Raw genomic sequence first — 16,845 nt, 5'->3', positions numbered from 1 at the left:
ATTTTTGAAGCAGGCATTTTATCCCGAAAATTTCTCGTTTTTAAGAATTGGTATATTAGATTTTTCTATTTAAAATAATGGGGTTTCTGTATCAGGACGTGATTTATGTTAATATTTAAATAGTAAAAGTGTATGAAATGAAAGATTGAAAAGAGGGCAATAAGATGATTTATAGTTTAACAACAATTGAGGCACGTTATTCAGAAACGGATCAGATGGGTGTTATTTATCATGGTAATTATCCTACATGGTTTGAAGTAGCAAGAACGGATTACATATCAAAGTTAGGTTTTAGTTACAAAGATATGGAAGATTCAGGTGTTATTTCACCAGTAGTAGATTTAGATATCAAATATATTAAATCTATTTTTTATCCAGAAAAAGTAACGATAAAGACGTGGGTGGATAAATATTCAAGACTGCGTTCGATTTATAAATATGAGGTTTATAATGAATCAGGTGAACTTGCGACAACGGGTTCTACTACATTGACATGTATAAAAAAAGAAGACTTTAAGCCCATTCGGTTAGATAAGTATTTTCCAGAGTGGCATAAAGTATACGCAGAAGTTGATAAACGTAATAAGATGGAAGAAGATTTTGAAATAACAGAGGGTATTTCATTGTAGAGATTGGTATCAATAAAACAATTCATATAGTATATGTAAAAAAATAGCGACACGCAAATATCAATGCGTGCCGCTATTTTTTAAAATTTGTTTCAAGTCGAATTATCAATTCCACAAAAGAAAACATATTCACTTGAAACTATTCATATTAAAAATGATTATTTTGCAGTATATGAAATTTCATCGATGCCATCATTCACATCAATAAATAAATCACTATCCTCAAAATACCATAAGTCTTTTTCTGAAATTACAACGTCTAGACCGTCATAATGATTTTCGTAACCAATTTCTATATCTTCTTTCTTATCTACGCTGAATGCTGGGCTAAAGCCTTGTTTAAGCTGGAATTCTCCACCATATCGAACAAAAAATTGTAACACTTTGTCATCTTCAGGTAACTCAAGCTCTTGTTTGAACCAAGACACAGCCTTATCTGAAAGTTCTATTTTCACTATAAAAATCTCCTTTCGATTCACAAGTAATAAACTTGTGCGCGTTGGTTACTAATATAAATTAGTGTGTATATATATTACCCATTTTCAGTAATATTAAAGATAGTATAACATAATTTTGCAATAAATTATGTTATTGTTTTCTACAAAACTGTGAATTAGACAGTCATAGGTTTATCGCAATGACTTTTAATTATTATAAATATATTATGATATAAATGATAAACTATTTATATCTAAAAATGCAAAAAGCCGGAGTTTTTAAGACTCCGGCTCAACTTTAAATTTTATAAGTATTTAACTTTATTCAGTGATCTTTGTAATAGCTACATCCATTTTATTTTAGGTTCTTCACCTTTGAATATTCTAACAATATTAGTTCGGTGTCTAATTATAAGCAGTACACCTACGCCAATACTCACAATAAACAAGATATAATCCCGAATTAATAGTGCGCCAATGACACAACAAATCGAAGCAATAATGCTTGAAAGGGATACATACTTTGTTAAATATAATATTCCAAAGAAAATTGCTGCTAATATTAATAATAAGACTGGATTAACGCCAAGTATGACACCCGCACTTGTTGCAACGGCTTTACCACCTTTAAACCCGAGGTAAACTGGGTACACATGTCCAAGTATAGCAAAAGCACCAACGATGAGACCATTTGTGAAAAATGTACTTATCGGACCTTCTGCATGTACTGGCAACCAAAGTGGGAAGAATACGACAATAAATCCTTTGAAAATATCTAGGAAAGTTACAATGAAACCAGCAGGCTTTCCTAATACTCTAAAACTATTTGTTGCCCCCGTATTACCACTACCGAATTGACGAATATCTTTTTTGAAAAATAATTTACCTATTACATAGCCACTTGGAAAAGCACCAATAAGGTAACTTAGTATTAACATGATTACTATCATCATATATAATCCACATCCTTTAATGACATTAAAATTATTCTACCATATAAGACCATGAAAAGACGAATAAAAATTTGAAAGAGATTATGATTTATTAGTTGAAAATGGATTTGATACTTGCAATTTGTCGTGAAATATATAAGAATAACTAATGTATAGTTTTAAAAACGAACGTACGTTTGTAGGAGGGCGAAACGATTGACAATGAATAAGAAAAATAATTATTCGGATGATTCCATCCAGGTACTTGAGGGATTAGAGGCCGTTAGAAAGAGACCTGGGATGTATATTGGTTCTACCGATAAACGTGGATTACATCATCTAGTATATGAAATTGTCGATAATTCCGTCGATGAAGTATTAAATGGTTATGGAAATGAAATATCAGTGACTATTAATAAGGATGAAAGTATTACGATAGAAGATGATGGACGTGGGATGCCTACAGGTATTCATACATCAGGGAAACCTACTGTACAAGTCATCTTCACAGTACTTCATGCAGGTGGGAAATTTGGACAAGGTGGCTATAAAACATCAGGTGGATTACACGGTGTTGGTGCGTCTGTAGTAAACGCATTAAGTGAATGGGTAGAAGTTGAAATACATAGAGATGGCAATATTTATACACAAAGTTTTGCTGATGGTGGCAAACCAACAACTGGTCTAGAAAAACATGGTAAAACAAAGAGAACAGGTACAAAAGTTACATTTAAACCAGATCCTGAAATATTTACTGCCTCTACATCATTTAATTACGATGTTTTAAGTGAACGTTTACAAGAATCAGCATTTTTATTGAAAAGCCTAAGAATCACATTAAAAGATTTAAGAGCTGGAAAAGAACGTGAAGATGTATTCCATTATGAAGATGGTATTAAAGAATTCGTAGCTTATGTAAACGAAGGAAAAGAAGTATTGCATGATGTAGCAGACTTTACTGGAGAAGCAAATAATATTGAAGTAGAAGTTGCGTTTCAATATAACGATCAATATTCAGAAGGAATATTGAGTTTTGTTAATAATGTGCGTACTAAAGATGGTGGTACCCATGAAGTCGGATTTAAGACTGCAATGACAAGAGTGTTCAATGATTATGCGCGTCGTATCAATGAATTAAAAGAAAAAGATAAGAATTTAGATGGAAACGATATCAGAGAAGGACTTACTGCAATCATTTCGATTCGTATTCCAGAAGAATTATTACAATTTGAAGGACAGACAAAGTCTAAATTAGGTACACCTGAAGCAAGAAGTGCTGTCGATGCTGTCGTAGCAGATAAATTACCTTATTATCTAGAAGAAAAAGGACAATTATCAAAATCCCTTGTTAAAAAGGCACTAAAAGCACAACAAGCACGTGAAGCTGCACGTAAAGCGCGTGAAGACGCTCGTTCAGGTAAAAAGAATAAGCGCAAAGATACATTGCTTTCAGGGAAATTAACACCCGCACAAAGTAAAAATACTGAGAAGAAAGAATTATACTTAGTTGAGGGTGATTCTGCGGGTGGTTCAGCAAAATTAGGAAGAGATCGTAAATATCAAGCAATTTTACCGCTTAGAGGTAAAGTAATTAATACTGAAAAAGCACGTTTAGACGATATTTTCAAAAACGAAGAAATCAATACGATCATCCATACTATAGGTGCAGGTGTGGGTAATGAATTTAAAATCGAAGATAGTAATTATAATAGAATTATTATTATGACAGATGCCGATACAGATGGTGCCCATATCCAAGTGTTGTTATTAACATTCTTTTTCAAATATATGAAACCGCTTGTTGAAGCTGGAAGAGTGTTTATTGCACTGCCACCACTTTATAAATTAGAAAAAGGTAAAGGTGCATCTAGAAAAATAGAGTATGCTTGGACTGACGAAGAACTTGAAAAGCTACAAAAACAATTAGGTAAAGGTTTTTCATTGCAACGTTATAAAGGTTTAGGTGAAATGAACGCCGACCAATTATGGGAAACTACGATGAATCCAGATACTAGAACATTAATCAGAGTTCAGGTTGAAGATGAATTACGTTCGTCTAAGCGTGTAACAACGTTGATGGGTGACAAGGTTGCTCCAAGACGTGAATGGATTGAAAAGCACGTTGAATTTGGTCTACAAGAAGAGCAAAGTATTTTAGATAATAATGAAATTCAAATATTGGAACAGGATCATCCGAATGAGGAGGAAGTAAATTGAGTGAAATAATTCAAGATTTATCGCTAGAAGATGTTATTGGCGATCGTTTTGGTAGATACAGTAAATACATCATTCAAGAGCGTGCATTGCCAGACGTTCGTGATGGGCTCAAACCTGTTCAAAGACGTATTTTATATGCAATGTATTCAAGCGGGAATACATATGATAAAAATTTCCGTAAAAGTGCTAAAACAGTCGGTGACGTGATTGGACAGTACCACCCTCATGGGGATTCGTCTGTCTATGATGCTATGGTTCGACTCAGTCAAGACTGGAAATTGCGCCATGTACTTATTGAAATGCAAGGGAATAACGGTAGTATTGATAATGATCCAGCCGCAGCAATGCGTTATACAGAGGCGAAATTAAGCCGTATATCAGAAGAATTGCTACGTGACATTAATAAAGAAACTGTACCGTTTATGCCTAACTATGATGATACGACAATGGAACCAATGGTATTGCCAGCTAGATTGCCGAACCTATTAATAAATGGTAGTACAGGTATTTCAGCTGGTTATGCTACAGATATTCCACCGCATAATCTTGGTGAAGTCATACAAGCCACATTGAAATATATTGATAATCCGGATATCACTGTTAGTCAATTAATGAAATATATTAAAGGTCCTGACTTTCCAACTGGTGGTATTATTCAGGGCGTTGATGGAATCAAAAAAGCTTATGAAAGCGGTAAAGGTAAAATTATCGTTCGTTCAAAAGTTGAAGTCGAAGAATTACGTAATGGCAGAAAACAATTAATAGTGACTGAAGTACCTTATGAAGTCAATAAGAGTGCACTTGTTAAGAAAATGGACGAACTACGAGCAGATAAGAAAGTTGAAGGTATTGTTGAAGTCAGAGATGAAACAGACCGAACTGGATTACGTATTGCGATTGAATTGAAAAAAGATGTAAATAGTGAAGCTGTGCTAAATTTCTTATACAAAAATACAGATTTACAAGTTGCTTATAACTTTAATATGGTCGCAATTAGTGATGGTCGTCCTGTATTAATGGGGCTGCGCCAATTTATTGATAGCTATTTAAATCATCAAATTGATGTAGTGACGAAACGTACGCGCTATGAGTTAGAGCATGCAGAAAGTAGAATGCATATTGTTGAAGGTCTAATGAAAGCTTTATCTATTCTAGATGAAGTTATTAAATTAATCAGAGCTTCTAAAAATAAAAAAGATGCAAAAGATAACTTAGTCGCTGAATTTGATTTTACAGAAGCACAGGCTGAAGCGATAGTAACTTTACAATTATATCGTTTAACAAATACAGATATTGTGCAATTACAACAAGAACACGACGAGTTAAAAGCACTTATTGAAAGTCTAAGAAATATTTTAGATAATCATGATGCGCTACTTAATGTTATCAAAGAAGAATTAACAGACATTCGCAATCGATTTAAACAAGGGCGCTTGTCTGCGATTGAAGCAGAAATTACTGAAATTAAAATTGATAAAGAAGTAATGATACCTAGTGAAACTGTTATCATGAGCATAACTAAACATGGATATATTAAACGTACATCTGTGCGTAGTTTCAATGCAAGTGGTGTGGAAGAAATTGGTGTTAAAGATGGCGACGCGATGATGAAATATCAAGAAGTTAATACGCTAGATACAGCACTCGTATTTACTAATAAAGGACGCTATCTCTTTATACCTGTCCATAAATTAGCTGAAATTAAGTGGAAGGATTTAGGACAACATGTTTCGCAAATTGTGCCACTTGACGAGGGTGAGTTTGTTGTAGACGCGTATTGTGAAAGTGATTTTAAACCTGAAGCATTTTATGTGTTAGCTACACGAAATGGTATGATTAAACGTAGTAATGTGTCTATGTTTAAAACTTCCCGTTATAATAAACCCCTTGTTGCTATGAAAGTGAAAAGTGAGGATGAGATTATTGACGTTATGCGTATTGATACACCAGAATTGATTACTGTTCTTACGAATAAAGGAATGTCGCTCACATATAGCAGTGACGAATTGTCAGATACTGGCTTAAGAGCTGCAGGTGTGAAATCGATTAATTTAAAAGATGGCGATTTTGTTGTGTTATCACAAGTAGTTAACGAAGCGCATACAATATTAATGGCGACACAAAGAGGCGCGTTAAAACGTATTGCCTTTAAAGTACTGCAAACAGCGAAACGTGCACAACGAGGTATTACGTTATTGAAAGAACTTAAAAAGACACCTCATCGTATTGTAGCAGCCAAAGTTGTACAGCCTCATCAAGTAAGCTATACAATTTATTCAGAAAAGAAACATGAATCTGGTGCAGTTAAAGATATCCATTTATCTGAACAATACACGAATGGTAGCTTTATTGTTGATACCAATGAGTTTGGTGAAATTATAGATTTAGAGGTTTACTAATACAGCTTTTAAAAAATTATTAGTAAATACAACTATATAGTGATAAAATACCAATTAGGTGCAATAAATATTTAAAAAGAGAGATTTATAGCAGTCAAAAAAGCGTTGTACTAGGCCTTAGCCTGGTACACACTTTTTCTTATTTTACTGGCTATAAGTCTCTTACTCTAATTTGATATTGAAAATTACATAGATGAGAGGGATTAAATTGAAAGATTTTGATAGTTTAATTCCGGATTGGTTCAAAGCATTTGTTCAAGTCGGGAATGATTTAATCTGGTCGCAATATTTGATTGGACTGTTAATTACAGCCGGTATATTCTTTACAATCGGCTCTAAGTTTGTTCAATTAAGATGGATACCAGAAATGTTTCGTGCAATTGGTGAGAAACCAGAAACATTAGATAGTGGTAAAAAAGGAATCTCACCATTCCAAGCATTTGCTATCAGCGCAGGATCAAGAGTTGGAACGGGTAATATTGCTGGTGTTGCTACGGCAATAGTCCTTGGAGGACCTGGTGCCGTGTTCTGGATGTGGCTTATTGCTTTTATTGGTGCAGCCAGTGCATTTATTGAGGCAACACTTGCACAGGTATATAAAGTACCTGATGAAGAAGGTGGCTTCCGTGGAGGACCGGCGTATTACATTACAAAAGGTTTAAATCAAAAATGGCTAGGTATTGTATTTGCCATATTGATCACAGTTACATTTGCATTTGTATTTAATACCGTTCAATCTAACACAATTGCAGAATCATTAAAAACGCAATACAATGTTAGTCCATTTATTACAGGTATTATATTGGCAATTTTAACTGCAGTTATTATATTCGGTGGTGTGCGTAGCATTGCTAAACTATCATCGATTATAGTTCCAGTTATGGCACTTATATACATTGGCTTAGTAGTTGTAATTTTGATTATAAATTATGATCAAATTATTCCAATGATTACAACAATCATTAAAAGTGCATTTGGATTTGAGCAAGCAGCCGGTGGGGCTGTAGGTGCAGCTATACTTCAAGGTGTAAAACGTGGCCTCTTCTCCAATGAAGCTGGTATGGGGTCAGCGCCAAATGCAGCTGCTACAGCAGCTGCGCCTCACCCAGTGAAGCAGGGGCTTATTCAGTCACTTGGTGTATTCTTTGATACGATGTTAGTGTGTACTGCTACTGCAATTATGATTTTACTTTATTCAGGATTAGAATTTGGTGAAAATGCAGCGCAAGGGGTTGCAGTAACACAATCAGCATTAAATGAACACCTTGGTAGTGCAGGTGGTATTTTCTTAACTATTGCCATTACACTATTCGCATTCTCTTCTGTAGTGGGTAATTACTACTACGGACAATCCAATATTGAGTTTTTATCTAAAAACAAATCAATTTTATTTATTTTTAGATGTTTAGTTGTCGTACTTGTATTTGTAGGTGCAGTTATTAAAACTGAGACAGTTTGGAGCACTGCAGATGTATTTATGGGACTAATGGCAATCGTCAACTTAGTTGCAATTATTGGCTTATCGAATATTGCTTTTGCAGTAATGAACGATTATCAGCGTCAACGTAAAGCAGGTAAAAAACCTGTGTTCAGACCAGAAGAATTGGAAATCAATTTATTTGGTATTGAAAGTTGGGGCATGAAAAAGTAAAGCGTAATAAATTAATTGAATATGACTTACGATAAAAACTGTAAGCGTCTTTCGAAGCGAGCACGAAAATGTGTTCATTTGAAAGACGCTTTATTTAATTATTAAAAAAGTATATTTAGGAATTCAGAATTATATATCACATGGGATTATTTCTTTCAATTTTTAATCATTCGCTATATAATATCTATTGACATAAAAAGAAGGATGATTGATGTGAATGCATACCTAATAACTAAGGTGTTAAATAATAATGTTATTATTTGTACTAAAGCTCAACAGGAATTTGTACTAATTGCTAAAGGCATTGGATTTAATAAGAAAAGTGGAATGATACTACAGGACAATCAGACCATTGAAAAAGTATATATTTTGGATCAAAAACCGCAACAAGATCACTATAAAACATTGATGGAATTGGCAGATGATACATTAATTCAAGCTGTCATTGATGCAGTTAATATCATTACAAACGCTGTGATGAAAGTAGATAATCAAAAGTTAGTCATTTCTTTAACAGATCATATTATTTTTGCGTATAAACGATTAAAACAGAATCAATTGATTAATAATCCGTTTGTGGAGGAAACAAAACAATTATATAGCGAAGCTTATGAAATAGCAGAAAAAGTAATTGAACGTTTAAATCATGTACTTGACGTACAGTTTCCAGAAGATGAAATTGGCTTTATCGCATTACATATTGCATCTAATACAGAATCATTATCGATGAGAGAAATGGATTTAATTAATAGATTAATTAATAAAAGTATTTTTATTTTAGAACATGATTTAAAACATAAAATAGATAAGGAATCAATTCAATATCAGAGGTTTATTAGGCACATACAATTTTTGATTAAAAGATTGAGAAACGGTGAATCATTGCAAAAAAAGAATGCGTTTGAAGCGTTATTAAAAACGCAATATCCAGTTGCATTTAATATTGCATTGAAAATCATGAAGTTTTTACAACAGGAATTAAATGTTAAAGTATATGAAGCTGAAGTAATTTATCTAACTTTACATGTTTATCACTTTATGGAGAATCAAAAGGTTGAATGAGATCCTGAATAAATTGTAATTACACTTAAATTACGAACTAATTCGAATTTATAACCAACAAAAAACCGAATGCCATTAGTCGCATTCGGTTTTTTGTGTGTTTTCATATAAACAAACTATTTGATGAAAGTGCATCCTTAATTGGTTTATTTTTTGTGTTTATCATAAAGTGTTATTTCAACTTTTTCACTATAATCTTGTTGGTGATATGTATCTAATGGTTTGTTAATTTCAATTTCTATATGTTTGAGTTGCTTTTTAGAATCTAATTTAGTAAGTGCATATCCACGTTTTTTAGTACCTACATCTAATTCATCTACTAATGAAGTAGGTTTGGGCATATCTAGAACAGTATTTTTTCCTATTATTATTTTTACATCGCCAGTAAATTTTATAGGGTTTGGTGTTTCATTAATGATGTCACCAAAGTAACCTAAGTAACGTTCATGGGTTTTTGTATTTTCAACAACTAAATAACTGAACTTTGTTTTAAAATTTTTATTATCTGTTGAAGTGATACCGTCTGGAGTTGTGTTATTATTTGTGAATTTCTGAATTGATTTATAAGTTGTGTTGTCGTTTTTAGAATAGAATGTACTACCTAATCTTGCCTTTGCAAATGACATAGGGTCACTTATTTGCTTTTTAGAACTTCCAGTGTAACTACAACCAGCTACACTGATTAAAAAAATGAATAAAATGATAATTGTCTTTTTCAATGAAATACTCCTGTATTTAAGTTGTGTGATATATGTATTGATACATTATACAATTTTATTTATGTTAAATAAAGTGATTTTAATGAAAATAAAATATTTATTGGTATGGAACTTAAAGGTAACTATTGGAAATATGAATTGCACGTAATAAAGTTGTTAACTTTATTTTTTAATTGTAAAAACAGTTTACCGTAAAGTTGGATTATATTATACTTAATATTCTGTCTAATTTGAGATTAGGAGGATTTATACAGATGAAGTATTACGATGAGATACCTATAATAAGATCTGTAGCTGCCATGTTAGTTGTTGCTATACATACAGTTAATAGCATTGCCTTATCGGGAAGTGCCTTTGCATCAGATGGTTTGGGTTACGTTAATCAAATAGCAAGATTAGGTACACCTATTTTCGCAGTAATTAGTGCCTTTTTACTAACAATTTCAGTAGTTAACAGAGGATTTAATTTTGATTATTTTGTTAAATCGCGTTTTAGTAAAATATTTATTCCTTATATCATTTGGACTGTATTTTACTTAATATACAGAGCTTTCTACTTACATAACCTTGAAGAAGATGGAAAATTATTGAATTACTTTATATATGGAAAAGCTAATTTCCACCTTTATTTTATTTTGACAGTTATCCAATTTTATTTTTTATTTCCAATTTTACAAAAATTCAAAAAAGGTTGGCCAGTTATTGGAATCTATATTTTAGCTACTATCGCCAATATTATTTGGATTAGAATGGGACCTGTTTCTCTAGGTGGCGGTGGTATTGAGCGTTTTGTAAATGATAAATTATTTATTATGAATTGGATATCGTTCTTTATGCTAGGTATTGTATATGCTAAATTTTATAATGAAATTAGAAAACTAATATTTAAATATAAGGCCATTTTATCAATTATTATAGGGTTCTTATTGATTGATTTATTATTAAGCATCGATTTAAACAATTTACAAAGCTCTATTACGATATCGAATATGATATATATTCCATTCTTTATTGTTTTTCTAAATTATTTATATGAGCATGTCAAAAAAATGAAATAATTCTAAAAACATTAACTTTAATTGGCAATTACTCTATGGGTATTTATTTAGTACATTACGTAGCAATTCAATTTGTAAAGCGTCTACCAGTGATAGAAAGCATTGCGCCTAAAAGTAAATTTGTTGGTGTGTTTATATTAACAGTTGCGCTCTCAGTACTGATTGTTTACCTTATTGGTAAATTACCATATGGTAATTATATTGTTCCTATTCCAAAGAAAAAAGCGGCTAAAACAACAAATACAAGCGTATAGTACGCTAAAAAAATATAATTACAATTAAAAATAGAAGGTAAAAAAACAGGAGTCTGAGACAAAAATAGTTGTTTCGGACTCCTGTTCAATTAGTCGGTAAATAATTGAAGTGAAAATGTGCTTATATCAAACTTTTTATTCCGAATTTCCTTCGACATTAATGGTTATGAAAACGTCTTAGTTAACACCAGCTTCTGTTCGATTTAATTTTAAAATAAAAATTAATATAGAAATATTATTATATGTGTTTGTTTTTATGGAAATTACATACTTTAAAGTAATTGTTAAGGTATAGAATAAATATGTGTAATAGTATGTATGTGATATGATAGAATCGAAGTAATTAAGACGATTAAGCCATTCTATGATATAATTTTGTACAGTATATTATCGAATAGAATATATAATTGCAAATTCAAAGCATTAAGTTAAGGTATGGTGAGTTATATATGTCGAATGAAGACAATGTAAGACAAGAAGAAAAAAAGAAAAAAGAAAAATTAAGACTTAGTTTTCCTGAAACCCGCTTCATGAAATTTATGGGCGGTAAAGATTTATTATTTGGTTTGTTTTTGCTGATACTTTTAGGTATTGCAATATTTATATTTGATCAAGTATCTTATATATTCAAACCATTTATAATCGTATTTAACACAATTGCAGCACCGATTGTTGTATCGATTATTTTGTATTATTTGTTAAATCCATTAGTCAACTTAATGGAACGCTATAATATATCACGTTTATGGGGCGTTATCATTTTATTCTTGGTTATCATTGGCGTGATTGCCTTAGCAATTAACTTATTGATTCCAGTTATTGGGACTCAGTTTAAAACTTTTGGCAACAATTTCCCATATTATGTAGATAAAGTAAATCAATTTATCGATAATGTTACCAAGAATTCCTTGATTTCTAATTTTTATGGACAAATTCAAACACAATTGGATGATTTAGCTAAAAAGTTACCATCTATGGTTTCTGACTATTTTAATGGTTTTGGTTCAAAAGTAAGAAACTTTGCTGAGGCGATTGTTAATGTAGGTGTTGTCATCGCAACGACACCATTTGTATTATTCTTTATGCTTAAAGATGGCCATCGTTTCAAAGATTTTTCAACAAAATTAATGCCACCAAAATTCAGAAAAGATTTTCATGATTTATTAGATAAAATGAGTGTTCAAGTAGGTTCGTATATACAAGGACAAATTATTGTGTCATTTTGTATCGGTATTCTACTATTCATAGGTTATAGTATTATTGGATTAGATTATAGCTTGATTTTAGCTTGTATTGCGGCAGTAACAAGTGTTGTGCCATACATTGGACCAACGATTGCTATATCACCAGCGATTATTATCGCGCTTATCACATCACCAATTATGCTATTAAAGTTGATTGTTGTGTGGACGGCTGTTCAATTTATTGAAGGACATTTCATATCACCGAATATCATGGGTAAAACACTAAAAATTCATCCATTAACAATTATCTTTATCTTGTTGAGTGCTGGAAACCTATTAGGTGTAGTAGGTGTGATACTAGGTATCCCTGCATATGCGATATTAAAAGTACTAGTGTCGCATTTATACTCTATGTATAAACGTAGATATAACAAATACTATGGTGAGGATGCTGGTGAATATGAAATTACATCTGAAGAAGACGCGCGATAAAGCGTTAATATTATATTATTGAAATTTCGAGGATAGCTATTAACTGCTATTGATAGTGATTCTATAAGTACAGTATATATGATCGAATTCTAGTGTTGATCGTATATTACTGTACTTTTTTATTTATATAATTCATCTAACAATTATGTTAGAATATATTCTTAAAAATTCATTTCTTATATATTATTATTGTGCTATATTTTTATTGAAGATTAGATTAACAAAAAGCGAAGTGAAAACATGTCTAAGGAAATGAGAAGTAGATTATTCTCTATATTGAAAATAGTTTTTGCGGTAGCACTATTTATTATTGTTGTATTTACACTATATAAAGAGTTATCGCATATAAATTTAAAAGAAACTTTACATTCATTTGGAAAAATAAATAGAGTGTCACTTGTGTTGTTATTTTTAGCTGGTGGAGCCTCTATTATTGTACTTTCCATGTATGATGTCATATTAGCAAAAACGCTAAATTTAAAAATATCGTTATTAAAAACGGTTCGTGTCGGTTACATTGTGAATGCTTTGAATGCTGTTGTAGGCTTCGGTGGTTTCATAGGTGCAAGTGTCCGTTTCTTATTTTATAAAAATGCAACTGAAGATAAAAAAGCACTCATTCATACGATATCTATCGTATTAATTTCAATGTTAACGGGGCTAAGTTTGCTATCAATTTTAGTAGTGTTGCATATATTTGATGTATCACATATTTTTAGTCCTTATCCATGGATAAAATGGTTGATGTATGTGGTTGCGTTATTTTTACCAGCTTTTGTAATTATGACAATTTTAAAGCCAGTACAAAAAGCGCATAGACTGCTAGGTGTTTACTGCACGATCGTTTCAGGTGTAGAGTGGTTTGTGGCCGCATTAGTATTATATATGGCTTTAATGATGGTTGGAGTACAATTGCCATTCTCAACATTCATGGGGATATTTATAATTGCAGCGTTATCAGGCTTAATTAGTTTTATTCCAGGCGGATTTGGTACGTTTGACCTTGTTTTACTCTTAGGACTAAAACATATAAATGTTCCTGAAGAAGAGATTGTTTTAGCATTATTATTATATCGTTTTGCATATTATCTATTCCCTGTGTTGGTTGCATTGATTTTATCAACATTCGAATTCCGTGGTACTGCTAAACGCTATTGGGAAGATTCAAGAATATCAGTGCCTGTTAAAGATATGACATCGCTATTAGCCTCATATCAAAAAGACATTATTGCGCGTGCACCTTCATTTTCAATTGCAGTACTTCTGTTATTTACAAGTTTAGTATTCTTCCTGAACAATTTAACAATTATCTACGATGGTTTGTATGATCCGAATCATTATATTTACTATATCATCGTGTCAGTACATACTTGCGCGTGTTTGTTATTGCTATTGAATGTTGTAGGCGTATATCGCTTGTCTAAACGTGCGATTTTATTTTCTATTATTTCGATAGTTTTAATATTTGTTGCGACTGCTTACACTTATGCATCATTTATGTTGTTAAGTTGGCTTATTGTCATGCTAATATTGTTGTTAGTATTTTATAGAAGGGCTCGTGTAATAAAACGACCATTTAGATATAATAAACTATTCTTAAGTTTTGTTATTAGCGCCATTATTTTATATATTAATCATTTAGTTATTTCTACTACTTTCTATACATTAGATATTTATCACATAGAAGTAGATACTTCTATCCTAAGATATTATTTCTGGTTTACAGTTTTGCTAGTTGCTATTATCGTAGGTGTTATTGTTTGGTGGTTTGAATATCGTTATAGATCATCAAATACGCGTGACGATATTGAGGCGTGTGCCGCTATTGTAGAACAATATGGTGGTAATTATTTAAGTCATTTGATGTATAGTGGAGATAAGAAATTTTTTATTAATGAAAAACAAGATGCATTTTTAATGTATCGCTATCAACATAATGCATATATCGTGTTAGGTGACCCAATTGGAAACCCTGATGCATTCCACCATTTGTTAGAGGTGTTTTATCGTGAAGCAGAGTATTTGGGTTACGATATCATTTTCTATCAAGTAACGGACCGTAATATGTCTTTATACCATAGTTTTGGTAATCAATTTTTCAAATTGGGCGAAGAGTCTGTGATAGACTTAACAACATTTACAACTTCTGGTAAGAAGAAACGTGGGCTTCGTGCAACGCTTAATAAACTAGATGATTTGAATATTAGTTTTGAAGTGTTAGAGCCACCATTCTCACAAGCGTTGATTAGTGAGTTGAAACATATCAGTGATGAATGGTTAGCAGATAAAGAAGAAATGCATTTTTCAGTGGGAAGTTTTGATGAAAATTATTTATCAAAAGCACCGATTGCAATTTTAAAAGACGGAAATCAATCTATTATTGCATTTTGCTCGTTGATGCCTACGTATTATAGAAGTACGATGTCGGTAGATTTGATTAGATGGAATCCTGAGATAGAATTACCATTGATGGATGCACTATATTTAAATATGCTGCTCTGGTCACAAGCCAATGACTATGAACGATTTAATATGGGGATGGCTACGTTGTCCAATGTTGGACAGATTCCTTACTCATTTTATGGTGAACGTATAGCAGGACGTGTATTTGAACACTTTAATGGCTTGTATAGATTCCAAGGATTAAGGAAATATAAAGAAAAATTCAATCCAAATTGGGAACCAAGATTTCTTGTATATCGTAAACGTCATTCATTATGGGTGAGTATGTTAAAAGTAATGCGTGTTATTAGAAAAAGTAAATAAATAGACGAAACACCCCACATGCTATATGTATGTGGGGTGTTTTAAGGAGTTATTAGTGCTTAATGGTTTTTGTAGTTAATTGCTGGAGAAGTCATTAACTACGTAATAAACTAACGATGATATTGACTAAATACCATTTTGACTCTAACGTTTGAATTTCTAATTACCTCTTATTTAGGTATGCACATAATATATCATCAATAGAAAACGCTTTCAATGATGAAATGCAATATTAATTTATTTATAGTAGTTATTTTATCTTTATCATTTCTTTTTGGAATATAAGTGTATTAGTATACTTATAGCGTGTTAAGGAGTAATGCGTTTTCAATGTTTATCTTTTAAAATATTGAAAACCTGGTCGACAGTTTGATCACTATAGGCGATTAAACCTACTTCTCTTACATAATGTGCTAAAGGTTTATATATTAGATTCATATGTTCTACTTTGTTTGCTAATGATTGAGGCATGATGGTTATACCTTGATTATTTTTAATACTAGCGAATATGGACTCTAAATCAGATTTATATTCTAAGTTTAGCCTATGTTCAGAAAAAGCATTTTTAATAAACGTTAACGTATCGCAAGGTGAATTTAGCACAAAAATATTTTGCATTAATATGTCATTTAATTTAATTGAGTTCATACCATTTAATAGATTATGTTGCGAGAAAACAACCATAAAAGGTTCTTTATACAATGATTTTGTAAATAACTGATGGTGCTTTATTGAGGTTGTATCACCAATGAGTAAATCAATATCACCATTATATAAGTATTCTAATAAGTTATGTGTATTACTTTCTATTTTAATTGATATCCCTTTGCCGAACGTTTGTTGGATATTTTTATCTAATTTATATAAAGAAAAGCTAGGGAGTAATCCAATTCTTATATCCGTTCCGTTTGATGCTGTGGTTAATTCTTTCAAAGATTCTAATTCTTTTTTCATTGATGAATTGTCAATTTAACTGCAACAGACTTACAGTGAAAATTTCATAAGGTGTACACCAATTAAGACACTTTCTTGGTCGATGATTTAT

11 protein-coding genes and 1 pseudogene are annotated in these 16,845 nt (G+C 31.7%); 8 read left to right on the top strand and 4 right to left on the bottom strand.

Annotated features, from left to right (window positions below; translation table 11 throughout):
• Nucleotides 1–164 precede the first annotated feature (164 nt).
• Nucleotides 165–629, top strand: a complete 465-nt coding sequence (menI, locus tag ACSULM_RS07595) for a 1,4-dihydroxy-2-naphthoyl-CoA hydrolase MenI (RefSeq protein WP_436861836.1) — start codon at nucleotides 165–167, stop codon at nucleotides 627–629.
• 158 nt (nucleotides 630–787) lie between these two features.
• Here menI and ACSULM_RS07590 read toward each other — a convergent pair whose 3' ends face one another.
• Both ACSULM_RS07590 and plsY read right to left on the bottom strand, forming a co-directional pair.
• Complete coding sequence (locus ACSULM_RS07590) at nucleotides 788–1,084, bottom strand: HesB/YadR/YfhF family protein (protein ID WP_436853786.1); 297 nt, start codon at nucleotides 1,082–1,084, stop codon at nucleotides 788–790.
• A gap of 326 nt (nucleotides 1,085–1,410) precedes the next feature.
• The gene (plsY, locus tag ACSULM_RS07585) at nucleotides 1,411–2,019 is read right to left on the bottom strand and encodes a glycerol-3-phosphate 1-O-acyltransferase PlsY (RefSeq protein WP_069996500.1); all 609 of its coding nucleotides are present in this window, start codon (nucleotides 2,017–2,019) and stop codon (nucleotides 1,411–1,413) included.
• A 201-nt stretch (nucleotides 2,020–2,220) separates the two neighbouring features.
• Between plsY and parE the strand changes: the two genes are divergently transcribed.
• The 4 genes from parE (at nucleotide 2,221) to glcT (ending at nucleotide 9,327) form a co-directional block, all read left to right on the top strand.
• Entirely contained in the window at nucleotides 2,221–4,215 is a 1,995-nt protein-coding gene (parE, locus tag ACSULM_RS07580) for a DNA topoisomerase IV subunit B (RefSeq protein WP_436861921.1), read from the top strand.
• Nucleotides 4,212–6,614 carry a DNA topoisomerase IV subunit A gene (parC, locus tag ACSULM_RS07575; protein WP_436861833.1) on the top strand — a complete coding sequence of 801 codons (2,403 nt, stop codon included), beginning with the start codon at nucleotides 4,212–4,214 and terminating at the stop codon, nucleotides 6,612–6,614. Before parE ends, parC begins: the two co-directional genes overlap by 4 nt.
• Before the next feature lie 208 nt (nucleotides 6,615–6,822).
• Nucleotides 6,823–8,265 (top strand): alanine/glycine:cation symporter family protein, encoded by a 1,443-nt coding sequence (locus ACSULM_RS07570; protein ID WP_436861831.1) that lies wholly within the window; start codon nucleotides 6,823–6,825, stop codon nucleotides 8,263–8,265.
• A gap of 213 nt (nucleotides 8,266–8,478) precedes the next feature.
• On the top strand, nucleotides 8,479–9,327 hold the full coding sequence (gene glcT, locus ACSULM_RS07565; RefSeq protein ID WP_436861828.1) for a glucose PTS transporter transcription antiterminator GlcT: 849 nt from the start codon (nucleotides 8,479–8,481) through the stop codon (nucleotides 9,325–9,327).
• A gap of 146 nt (nucleotides 9,328–9,473) precedes the next feature.
• On the opposite strand, the gene ACSULM_RS07560 is transcribed toward glcT, so the two are convergent.
• Nucleotides 9,474–10,046 (bottom strand): hypothetical protein, encoded by a 573-nt coding sequence (locus ACSULM_RS07560; protein ID WP_436861826.1) that lies wholly within the window; start codon nucleotides 10,044–10,046, stop codon nucleotides 9,474–9,476.
• Between the two features lie 254 nt (nucleotides 10,047–10,300).
• Between ACSULM_RS07560 and ACSULM_RS07555 the strand changes: the two are divergent.
• The 3 genes and pseudogenes from ACSULM_RS07555 (at nucleotide 10,301) to mprF (ending at nucleotide 15,800) form a co-directional block, all read left to right on the top strand.
• Nucleotides 10,301–11,358 (top strand): annotated as a pseudogene (locus tag ACSULM_RS07555) (acyltransferase).
• A 449-nt stretch (nucleotides 11,359–11,807) separates the two neighbouring features.
• Nucleotides 11,808–13,034: an AI-2E family transporter gene (locus tag ACSULM_RS07550; RefSeq protein ID WP_436861823.1), complete on the top strand. Its 1,227-nt coding sequence runs from the start codon at nucleotides 11,808–11,810 to the stop codon at nucleotides 13,032–13,034.
• Between the two features lie 240 nt (nucleotides 13,035–13,274).
• Nucleotides 13,275–15,800: a bifunctional lysylphosphatidylglycerol flippase/synthetase MprF gene (mprF, locus tag ACSULM_RS07545; RefSeq protein ID WP_436861820.1), complete on the top strand. Its 2,526-nt coding sequence runs from the start codon at nucleotides 13,275–13,277 to the stop codon at nucleotides 15,798–15,800.
• A gap of 327 nt (nucleotides 15,801–16,127) precedes the next feature.
• On the opposite strand, the gene ACSULM_RS07540 is transcribed toward mprF, so the two are convergent.
• Entirely contained in the window at nucleotides 16,128–16,733 is a 606-nt protein-coding gene (locus tag ACSULM_RS07540; RefSeq protein WP_436861817.1) for a LysR family transcriptional regulator substrate-binding protein, read from the bottom strand.
• Nucleotides 16,734–16,845 lie beyond the last annotated feature (112 nt).

It is taken from the genome of Staphylococcus caeli (assembly GCF_051413795.1).
Taxonomy (GTDB): domain Bacteria; phylum Bacillota; class Bacilli; order Staphylococcales; family Staphylococcaceae; genus Staphylococcus; species Staphylococcus caeli_A.
This window is presented reverse-complemented; position numbering and strand designations above follow the sequence as displayed.

What these genes read in the sequence shown, in the direction of transcription:
- menI (WP_436861836.1), top strand. Translation starts at nt 165, where the DNA reads ATGATTTATAGTTTAACAACAATTGAGGCACGTTATTCAGAAACGGAT.
- plsY (WP_069996500.1), bottom strand. Translation starts at nt 2,019, where the DNA reads ATGATGATAGTAATCATGTTAATACTAAGTTACCTTATTGGTGCTTTT.
- parE (WP_436861921.1), top strand. Translation starts at nt 2,221, where the DNA reads ATGAATAAGAAAAATAATTATTCGGATGATTCCATCCAGGTACTTGAG.
- ACSULM_RS07550 (WP_436861823.1), top strand. Translation starts at nt 11,808, where the DNA reads ATGTCGAATGAAGACAATGTAAGACAAGAAGAAAAAAAGAAAAAAGAA.
- mprF (WP_436861820.1), top strand. Translation starts at nt 13,275, where the DNA reads ATGTCTAAGGAAATGAGAAGTAGATTATTCTCTATATTGAAAATAGTT.